Here is a 7,822-nt window from a genome sequence, read left to right as displayed (position 1 = left end):
GGGGCGTTGGGGCCGTTTCCGTTCTCGTCGACGAAGCTCTCGTCGGGCTGGCCGAAATAGGCCTCGTCGTCCGGCTCCAGCTGCCACTCGGGCAGCGTCACTTCGGTATCGAACGTCTCAGTCGGCCGCTGGGCCACCGCCACCTTCATGAACGCGGCGAACGCCTGCGCCGGGGCGCGCCCGCCTTGCAGGCCGGGGATCGGCTTGGCATCGTCACGGCCCATCCACACGCCGGTGGTGAGGCCGCTGGCGAAGCCGACGAACCAGCCGTCCTTGTTCGAGGAGGTGGTGCCGGTCTTGCCCGCCACCGGGCGGCCGATCTGCGCGGCGCGGCCGGTGCCGGTGTTGACCGCCGTCTGCAACAGGTCGGTCATCTGCGCGGCGACATAGGGCGCCACCAGCACGCGCGAGGTATCGACCTGATGCTCGTACAGCAGGTCTCCCTTCGCATTCGTCACCTTGGTGATGCCGTAGGGCGTCACGGCGATGCCCTTCTGCGCCACGGCGGCGAAGGCGCGGGTCATGTCGATCAGCCGTACGTCGCTGGTGCCCAGCACCATCGAGGGATGGGTATCCACCGGCGTGGTGATGCCGAACCGGCGGGCCATGTCGGCCACCGTATCGAAGCCCACCTCGGCGCCCAGCTTGGCCGCGACCGTATTGATCGAAAAGGCGAAGGCGGAGCGGATGTCCATCTGGCCGTTGAACCGGCCGCTGCTGTTGCGCGGGCGCCAGCCGGCGATGTCGATCGGCTCGTCCACCACACGGTCCTCGGGCTTGTGCCCGGCCTCCAGCGCGGCGAGATAAACGAACAGCTTGAAGGCGGACCCCGGCTGCCGCACCGCCTGCGTGGCGCGGTTGTAGATCGAATTGACGTAATCCTTGCCGCCCACCATCGCGCGCACCTCGCCGCCGCGATCCAGCGCCACCAGCGCGCCCTGCGTGCCGGGCGGGGTGTTCTGGCGGATGGCGTTGTCGGCGGCGCGCTGCATCGTCAGATCCAGCGTGGTCCACACCTCGATCGGCTCGCTCGTCTCGTCCACCAGCGTGTCGAGCTGCGCCAGCGCCCAGTCGGTGAAGTAGCGCACGCTGTTCTGCTTCGGCTCGGGCGCCAGCTTCACGTCAGAGGGGTCGGCGGTGGACTCCTCGTCGGCGGAAACCTTGCCCTGCGCGCGCATCAGCGCGATCACCACCTTGGCCCGGCCCACGGCGGCGGCGGCATCGGCGGTGGGGGAATAGTTGCTCGGCGCCTTCACCAGCCCGGCGATGATCGCGGCCTCGCCCAGCGTGAAGCGATCGGCGGAATGGCCGAAGAACTTGCGCGAGGCGGCATCGATGCCATAGGCGCCGCCGCCGAAATAGACGCGGTTGAGGTACAGCTCCAGAATCTGCTGCTTGGAGAATTTGCGCTCCATCGCCAGCGCCAGGATGATCTCGCGGAACTTGCGGGCGAACGTGCGCGTGTTCGAGAGGAAGATGTTGCGGGTCAGTTGCTGGGTGATCGTCGATCCGCCCTGCGCCCACCGCCCGCGCTCCACCCGCACCATGCCCGATCGCGCGATGCCGATCGGATCGACGCCGGGGTGCATGTAGAACCGGCGATCCTCGGTGGCGATCATCGCATCGACCATCACGTCGGGGATGCGGGCGAACGGAATCCAGTCGCCGTAACTCGGCCCCATCGAAACGATGACGGTGCCGTCTGCCGCGTGCACGCGCACCATCTGCCCGTTGGGCGACGACTTCAACTCGTCATAGCCGGGCAGCGAGGCCATCGCGATGACGACGGCGATCACCAGCGCCACGATCGCCGCCAGCGTGCCGAACACGCCGATCTTGAACAGCCGCACGAGGGTGCGTCGGACGGGGCCGGTTGCGGGACGGGAGCGCTTGGATGCCATGGAAGAAGCGCCCGATTATAGCGAATGGGGAGGCGCGACAAGCGGCCTCCCACTCACCCCGTCGCGGGCATCGCCCGGCCGGTGCGGCCTTCGCTCAGTCCCCGTCGCGCGGACGGAAATCGAGCGAGGCGCTGTTCATGCAGTAGCGCAGGCCCTCCGGCCCCGGTCCATCGGGAAAGACGTGGCCGAGATGGCCGTCGCACCTGGCGCAGCGCACCTCGGTGCGACGCATGCCGTGGCTCACGTCGCTGTGCTCGTCCACCGCACCGTCGGCCAGCGGAGCGGTGAAGCTGGGCCAGCCGCTGCCCGATTCGAACTTGCGGTCGCTGTCGAACAGCGGTTCGCCGCAGCCGGCGCAGCGATAGATGCCGTCCTCGTGGTTGTCGACATAGCGGCCGGTGAAGGCACGCTCGGTGCCGGCCTCGCGCAGCACATGATATTGCTCGGGGGAAAGGCGCTTCCGCCATTCCTGCTCGGTGAGGGTGAGTCTGTCCATGCCACGATAGTTGGGTATCGCAGCGGCGCCGGTCAACCGCCCGCGCCCCGCTCGATCCGGGTGAGGCTGGCGGTAAGCGCGGCGAGACCGGGCAAGCGGGCGAGCAGCGGGAGGAGCGTGCCGAACGGCCCCTCGCCGACCGCGCGGATCGTGCCGGCCACGCGCAGCGGCGAGGCGGACTGGCGGGCGAACGCGCGCTGGTAGGCGGGCGCGCCGGCCGGCCCCTCGGCGGTGAAACGGGCGGCGGCCGCCATACCGCTGGCCAGCGCGATGGCCACGCCGTCCCCGGCCAGCGAGGCGATCACCGCCGCCTGATCGCCGAGGCGGAACAGGCCGGCCACGGTTTCCCGCGCGCGCCAGCCATAAGGCACGCCGGCGATCGCCTGCCATTCGGGTTTGTCGCGCGCGGCGGCGATGCGGTCGACCAGCCGGGGGGCATCGCGGGCGAGGTCGTCCAGCAGCGCCGCCGGCCCCGCGCCCAGCCGCGACCGCTTGACCGACAGGCACAGGTTGATCGAGCCGTCTTCCTGCACCAGCAGCCCGGCATAGCCGCGATCGTAGAGGTGCAGCTCGATCATGCCGGCCAGATCGGTGGCGAGCCGGGGGCTAGGCACCAGCCGGGCGCGCAGGCCGACCGCCGGGTCGTCACCCGCCGCCTCGCGCGGGCGGCTGAGGCCGCGCAGCTCGTGCTTGCCGGTGGCGAGGAACAGCGCCTCGGCCGTGAGGGTGGCCCCGTCGCCGGTGCGGAGGGTGCCGGGCGATGCCTCGCGCACCGTCACCCCGCGCTCCACGGCGGTGCCGGCAGCCTGCGCCTGCGCGAGCAGCGCGGCGTCGAGCGTGATGCGGGAAAGCCCGGCGGCGACGCGGGGCAGGGCGGCCTCCGTCACCCGCGATCCCGCCACCACCCGCAGCCGCGTGATCGGCCGTGCGCCGAGGGCGGCGGGATCGAGGCCGAGTCGCTTCAACGCGGCCAGCGCATCCCAGCCGAGGAAGCCGCCGCACACCACGTCATGCGGGTCGCGGCTGCGCTCGATCAGCAGGGCGGGGGTGCCGGCGCGGGCCAGCCCGATCGCGGCGGCCGACCCGGCCGGCCCGCCGCCGATTATCAGGGGCCGGCTCACCGGAGGCGTTCAACGCACAGGCGGAACGGGAAGCGCCGGACCACGGCCGCCCCCTCGATCCCCGCCGCCGCCAGCATCACCCGCCAGTCCGCCGGGCGGAACGCGCGCTCGATCGACAGGCGGCCATCGGCGCGCACGATCGGATGCCAGCGCATCAGCCCGGCCAGCAGCGGATAACCCGCATAAGCGAAGCGATGGCGATGCAGATCGTTGACCATCCAGCCGACCGCCGCCTCGCGCTCCATGAAGCGAAGGAAGGCGTCGATCTCGGCCTCGTCCATATGATGCGTCACGAGGCTGCTGACGATGCAGTCCCACCCCTCGCTCGCGAGGTCGGCATAGTCGCCGGTGCGATAGTCGATCGGCATGGCGGCGGGCGTTGCGGCACGCGCGGCCGGGGCACTGTTGGGGTTGAGGTCGATCCCGACGAGATCCGCCGCGATACCATGCTGCGCGGCGAGACGGGCGATGCTGCGCAGCATATCGCCCTGACCGTAGCCGACGTCGAGCAAACGCAGCCGCCTGCGTCCCGCCAGCGCGCGCCGGACGAAACCGAGCGTGGGGCGGGCGGCCAGGGTCAGCCGGTTCACCTTCGCCAGGTCGGCGAGGACGGCGGCATAGTCGGCGGCGGGCAGGTCCGCCTCGTCCATCTGCTCGCTTTGCCGCGAGCGGTCGGCGAGCGGCATCATCCGATGTGCCGGAAGCGGAAACCCTCGGCGGCCAGCCCCGGCCCGAACGCCACGGCGACCCCGTTGTCCACGCGTGCCCCGGCCAGCATGTCCGCCAGCACGAACATCAGCGTGGCGGACGACATGTTGCCGAACCGCGCCAGCACCGACCGCGATGCCGACAGCGCCGTCTCGTCCAGCCCGAGCGCGGCCTGCACCGCATCGAGGATCGAGCGCCCCCCGGCGTGGACCGCCCAGCCGTCCACCGCCGCCGGATCGCCGAACAGCCGCGTCACCAGGGCCGAATCGCGCAACGCCTCGCCGATCCGGCCCGGCACCTCGCCGGACAGGTGCATGGCAAAACCCTGATCGCCGATTCGCCAGCGGATCAGCTCGTCCGAGGCGGGCAGCGTGGCGGCGAACGGGGCGGACAGCGCCAGCCCCGGGGCATCGGCGCTGACGATCGCCGCCGCCGCCCCGTCGCCGAACTGCAGCATCGCCAGCAGCGGTTCCAGCGCGGCATCGGGCTGGAGGTGGAGGGTGGACAGCTCCACCGTGACCACCAGCACCCGCGCGGCCGGTTCGGAGCGGACGATGTGGTGCGCGGTGCGCAGCGCGGTCACGGCCGCATAGCAGCCCATGAAGCCGATCAGCGTGCGCTCCACCCCGCCGTCCAGCCCCAGCCGGGCGGCGATGATCTGGTCGATCCCCGGCGCGACGAAGCCGGTGCAGCTGGCCACCACAAGATGCGTGATGGCTCCGAGCGGCCCCAGCCTGCCGATCGCGGCGAGCGCGAGCGCAGGCGCATGATCGGCATAGAGCGCCATCCGCGCCGCCGTGGAGGGGAGGGGGGCAACCTGATAGAAGCCGCCTTCCGCCACCGGCGATCCCCCCGCCGGCGTGGGCGGCAGCACGGACCAGCGCCCGCCGATGCCCGATCGCGCCGCCATGCGCGCAAACAGCGCCCGTTCGCGCCGGTCGGCCAGGCGATCCGTCGCCCAGCCGACGAAGGCGGCATGGATGTCATGATCGGGGACGGCGGTGCCGATGGCGTTGATGGTAGCGGTCGGTCTGTCCACGCGTTCCTGTCCGTCCGCCGCCGAAAGGGGGACGGTGTGCATGATGACGTCAATCGCTCGCGAGGCAAATGTTTCCCTTCGGTGGCGTCAGATACGGCGGGGCGGGCGACGTCGGGCGGTGTAGGCGCGGGCGCCGGGCGGCACCGTCGGCGGATCGCCGTCGCGCCGGCCGAACAGGCCGCAGCCGGGCGCGGGGCGCGGGCCGGCATGGACCGGGCCGGCATCCGGATCGCCGAAGATGCGCCCGGGCCGACCCGGGACGGGCGGGGCCGAGGTGGAGCAGGCGGCGGAGGCGGTCATGCTCATGGCGATCCTCAGCACGGAAGAAGGGTGCCGGCGGGCGATGGCGTCGCGTGACATCGCCCTGCCGACGCAACCGGGATAGGCCCCGGCCCGTGATCGCAGGCGTGGGTCTATCGTGAAAAGATCGTGAATCCGCTATCCCGAGGCCATGTCCGTCGCCGAACCCGATTCACGGTCGCGTGATCCGGCCTTCCTGATTCGCCTCTACGGCGATTGTCGGGTCGTCGATTGCGCCACGGGGGCGGATGCCACGCCGAAAAGCCGCAAGGCGCGCGCGCTGCTCGCCTATCTCGCGCTCGTACCGGATCATTGCGCCGGGCGGGAGCGGCTGACCGGCCTGCTGTGGAGCGATCGCGGCGAGGAGCAGGCGCGCGCCAGCCTGCGCCAGACGCTGGCCGAACTGCGTGGGGGAGCGATAGGCCTGGCGCTGGCGATCACCCGGCGCGACGTGTCGCTGGTGGCGTCGGTGGTGGACAACGACATCGCCCGCGTCGTCTCCGCCGCGCAAGGCGGCGATCTGGCGCGGCTGTACGATCCGCTCAATCGCCTCGGCGCCACCCTGCTCGGCGATCTGGAGGGCACCGATCGCTGTTTCGACGACTGGCTGCTGGTGGAGCGGCCGCGCCAGCAGGGGCGGATCGTGCAGGCGGTGCTGGCCGCCGCCGCCGGCGTCACCACGCCGGGCACGCTGCCGCTGCGCCGCGCGATCCTCACCACCGCGCAGGCGCTGGATACGGGCGACGAGGAGATCGCCCGCTGCGGCATGGCGATGGACCATGAGGCGGGCGACCTTGCCGCGCTGCACCGCCGCTACCGCCAGCTCGATGCCGGGCTGAAGCGCGATTACGACGCGCCGCCCTCGCCCGAGACGCAGCGGCTGTTCCGCCAGCTCACCGCCGTCGGCCCGGTCAACCCGGTCGCGCCGCCGCCTGTGACAGAAACCCCGTCGCTGCCCGGCACCCCGATCGCGGTCGGCCCCGGCACGCGGCGGATCGAGCCGCCGATCCTCGTCATCTCGCCGTTCGCGGTGATGGGCGACGGCAGTGACGAGACGCTGCTCGCGCGGATCTGCCACGACGACCTGCAGACAGCGCTCGGCGGGTTTCGCGACCTCCGCGTGCTCTCGATCGCCGAATCGGGGGCGGGCCGGCTCGATGCCGCCTGCGCCGCCTCGATCGCCAGCTATGCACTGTCCGGATCGGTGCGCGGGCAGGGGCGGGATTGCCGGATCAACCTGCGGCTCACCGCGATCGAAAGCGGGCTGCTGGTGTGGACGCGCCAGTTGCCGGTCGGGCAGACCAGCCTGGGGGCCGCGATCGACGATCTGGTCGCGCGGATCGCCGGCGCCATCCTGCCGGTGGTGGAACGCGACGTCTCGCGCGTGCTGGGCGAGGCGCACGATACCGATCCCGCCGCCTATGCGCTCTATTTCGGCGGCCGGGCCAGACTTCTCACCGCCGCCTCGCTGGACGAGGTGCGCGCCGCCGCCGACCTGTTCGAGCGCGCGATCGAGGCCGACCCGTCGCTGACCAACGCCTATATCGAGCTGGCGCGGCTGTATAATACGGACTTCGTGCAGCGCATGGCCGGGCACGATCCCGCGCCGATGCGCGCCCGCGCGTTCGAGCTGAGCCTGAAGGCCGCGTCGCTCGATCCGGACAGCGGCCATGTCCATTCCCGCCTCGCCTGGTGCTACCTCAGGCGCGGCGACGTGGCACTGGCCGAGCAACGCTTCGCCGCCGCGCTGGAGGCCGGGCCGTATCACGCCGACGGGCTGGACGAGGCGGGCTTCGGACTCGTCCACCTCGGCGCGTTCGATCGGGCGGGGGCGCTGCTGGCACGCGCGTTCGAGCTGAACCCGTTTCCGCCGGACGAGTATTTCTCCGACATGGCCGTGCTGCTGGCGTTGCGCCACGAGCATCTGCGCGCCGAGGAGCAGTTCGAGATCTCGCGCAATCCCTCGATCCATTATCTCGCCATCCGCGTCGCCAATCTGGCGCTGCTGGGGCGGGGCGATCAGGCGCACGCGTTGGGGCATACGCTGCGCGCGCGGTTCGCACCGCTGTGGCGGGCGGCCGGCAACCCGGGGGATGCCGATCTGGTCGAGGGCATGTTCCGCTTCCTGCCGTTCCATCGCGCCGAGGATCGCGACACGCTGGTGCATGGTCTGCGCGCGGCCGGGTTCGCCTGCTGAGCCGGGGGCCTCGCGGGCGCGGAACGGCGCGGCGGCGGCATCCGTTCAGCGCGGCGACAG

The 7,822-nt window shown here is 71.7% G+C and carries 7 protein-coding genes; 1 reads left to right on the top strand and 6 read right to left on the bottom strand.

Going from position 1 to position 7,822, the window contains the following annotated elements; genetic code table 11:
• The 6 genes from FOY91_RS07385 to FOY91_RS07360 form a co-directional block, all read right to left on the bottom strand.
• Nucleotides 1–1,901: transglycosylase domain-containing protein (locus FOY91_RS07385; protein ID WP_145149642.1), on the bottom strand; the 1,901-nt coding region annotated here is incomplete at its 3' end.
• Between the two features lie 94 nt (nucleotides 1,902–1,995).
• Nucleotides 1,996–2,397, bottom strand: coding sequence for a peptide-methionine (R)-S-oxide reductase MsrB (msrB, locus tag FOY91_RS07380; RefSeq protein WP_145149640.1), 402 nt, complete (start codon nucleotides 2,395–2,397; stop codon nucleotides 1,996–1,998).
• Between the two features lie 32 nt (nucleotides 2,398–2,429).
• On the bottom strand, nucleotides 2,430–3,518 hold the full coding sequence (locus FOY91_RS07375) for an NAD(P)/FAD-dependent oxidoreductase (RefSeq protein ID WP_145149638.1): 1,089 nt from the start codon (nucleotides 3,516–3,518) through the stop codon (nucleotides 2,430–2,432).
• The gene (locus FOY91_RS07370; protein ID WP_145149648.1) at nucleotides 3,515–4,204 is read right to left on the bottom strand and encodes a methyltransferase domain-containing protein; all 690 of its coding nucleotides are present in this window, start codon (nucleotides 4,202–4,204) and stop codon (nucleotides 3,515–3,517) included. Before FOY91_RS07370 ends, FOY91_RS07375 begins: the two co-directional genes overlap by 4 nt.
• A complete protein-coding gene (locus tag FOY91_RS07365; protein ID WP_145149636.1) occupies nucleotides 4,204–5,307 on the bottom strand; it encodes a type III polyketide synthase in 1,104 nt (367 codons plus the stop codon). Before FOY91_RS07365 ends, FOY91_RS07370 begins: the two co-directional genes overlap by 1 nt.
• Nucleotides 5,308–5,352: 45 nt before the next feature.
• On the bottom strand, nucleotides 5,353–5,571 hold the full coding sequence (locus FOY91_RS07360; RefSeq protein ID WP_145149634.1) for a hypothetical protein: 219 nt from the start codon (nucleotides 5,569–5,571) through the stop codon (nucleotides 5,353–5,355).
• Nucleotides 5,572–5,716: 145 nt separating this feature from the next.
• On the opposite strand from FOY91_RS07360, the gene FOY91_RS07355 reads away from it, so the two are divergent.
• A complete protein-coding gene (locus tag FOY91_RS07355) occupies nucleotides 5,717–7,762 on the top strand; it encodes an AfsR/SARP family transcriptional regulator (RefSeq protein ID WP_145149632.1) in 2,046 nt (681 codons plus the stop codon).
• Nucleotides 7,763–7,822: the final 60 nt, after the last annotated feature.

This window comes from Alterirhizorhabdus solaris (assembly GCF_007785815.1).
GTDB classification, from domain to species: domain Bacteria; phylum Pseudomonadota; class Alphaproteobacteria; order Sphingomonadales; family Sphingomonadaceae; genus Alterirhizorhabdus; species Alterirhizorhabdus solaris.
This window is presented reverse-complemented; position numbering and strand designations above follow the sequence as displayed.